2 protein-coding genes are annotated in these 1673 nt (G+C 54.9%); both read right to left on the bottom strand.

Annotation, left to right across the window (positions count from 1 at the left end; all coding sequences use genetic code 11):
* A partial coding sequence (locus DQ230_RS16800; RefSeq protein ID WP_476705473.1) for a transposase occupies window positions 1-221 on the bottom strand: 221 nt, incomplete at its 3' end.
* A 310-nt stretch (window positions 222-531) separates the two neighbouring features.
* On the bottom strand, window positions 532-1422 hold the full coding sequence (locus DQ230_RS16795) for a cation diffusion facilitator family transporter (protein ID WP_108693784.1): 891 nt from the start codon (window positions 1420-1422) through the stop codon (window positions 532-534).
* Between the last annotated feature and the right edge of the window lie 251 nt (window positions 1423-1673).

Raw genomic sequence — 1673 nt, 5'->3', positions numbered from 1 at the left:
ATCGAGAACAGGAGCTGAAGAAGGCTCGCACGGATCAGCCGCTCCGGCGCGATGGAGGGGCGGCCAAAGTCGGTGTAGAGCGCGGCGAACTCGGCATCGAGGCTCGCTAGCGCGTCATTGACGATCCGACGGATCAACCGCAGCGGATGACGCTCCGGAACCCGCTCCTCAAGATCAACATAGCTGAACAGCGACCCACTCGCCTCGTCCGTCCCCCGCATCGCCACCACCCGCCGCCGCTGCCATGCTGAAAGTGAATCATGTTCTCATAACCGCGTCGAGGGCCGACTTTTTCAGCAGCCAGCTAAAACTTCTACAACACCCATCGGTGTTTCTCCGTGGCAGGCGGTGGAAGCCACTCTCTCAGCCTTCAACACGTCGCGAAAGCAACCAGCCTCGCTCTTAATTTCAATTGCAGGTCAATGGAAATTTTCGTGAAGGAGACCGGCTTGCCGAACACTAATCCTCGAGCTTTTTGGATTCCCAATCGTTCTTTCAGTAATGAGGCTGAGATTAGCCATCCAGCGCATTCTATTCCAATACGACAATTCCAGTGTGCTTTGACTTATGCTCGGGTTCAACATGGATGGTGATGCGCGCATCTGGTACCGCTTTGGCGATGCCAACCTCAACTCTGTCGCAGATCTCGTGAGCATCGAAAACCGTCATGTCGCTTGGGACCACAAGATGGAATTCTACAAAGGTCGCGCTGCCCGCATGACGGGTCCTGAGATCGTGCGCTTCGACCGCGCCGGCCGCTTCGATTGAGATAGCTTCACGTATGCTGGCAAGAATCTCTTCTGGAACCGCCTCGTCCATCAGGCCGCTCAGCGATTCTTTCACGACTCGAGAACCAGACCATATGATATTGATCGCAACCAATGCAGCCATAAGCGGGTCAAGGACCCACCATCCGGTAGCCAGTGCAAGAAGAACTCCCATCGCGACGCCTGCGGACGTAAAGACATCCGTCCATAGATGCCTCCCATCGGCGGCCAACGCGGGAGATTTCAGTAGGCGCCCTCTTCGAACCAGCACGAAGGCCCACATCGCATTGAGCATCGTGGCCGTTCCGTTCACCAGAAGGCCCTCTATCGGAGCGCCAAGAGCGCGAGGACTTAGGAAGCCTTCGTACGCCTCCCGCAGGATGAATATCGCCGCTACGATGATCATCACCCCCTCTAGGACGGCGCTGAAGAACTCCGCCTTGTGGTGACCAAAGGGATGATTTGCGTCCGGCGGTCGCGCCGCGATCCGTATCGCAACGAGCGCGGCGAACGCAGTTGCGAGGTTCACAGTGCTTTCGAGCGCGTCCGAGAGCAACGCCACGGAGCCTGTCATCAGCCATGCCAGTGTCTTTAACGCTAGAACAATGCTCCCAACGACAAGACTTCCAAAAGCAAGTTTGAGCGCAGAATGCATTTTTGCTCCCATATAAAGGCATGTGAATTACAGGTCGGCAATGAACTATTCAAGCTATTGAATTTGCAAATGATAATGCATCTCACTCCGAACAGGAGGCACACCGGTCGCTAAATCAACCAACACTGTTGATTGTCATTGAGAACTGACCCGGCATTTTCATCGAGATCTGACCCACCCAGTCGTTATGATCTGCTGATTATGATGGCGTCAATGCTGTTGCCTCCTTTCGCTTTTTCTTCGCTGTTTCG

The sequence above is a fragment of the Roseovarius dicentrarchi genome, assembly GCF_003316635.1.
In the GTDB taxonomy this organism is placed as follows: domain Bacteria; phylum Pseudomonadota; class Alphaproteobacteria; order Rhodobacterales; family Rhodobacteraceae; genus Roseovarius; species Roseovarius dicentrarchi.
Note: the sequence above shows the minus strand (reverse complement) of the source record. Positions and strands in the feature narration are given on the sequence as shown.

Bases quoted from the DNA above. Each gene is read 5' to 3' on its own strand.
- DQ230_RS16795 (WP_108693784.1), bottom strand. From the start codon at position 1,422: ATGCATTCTGCGCTCAAACTTGCTTTTGGAAGTCTTGTCGTTGGGAGC.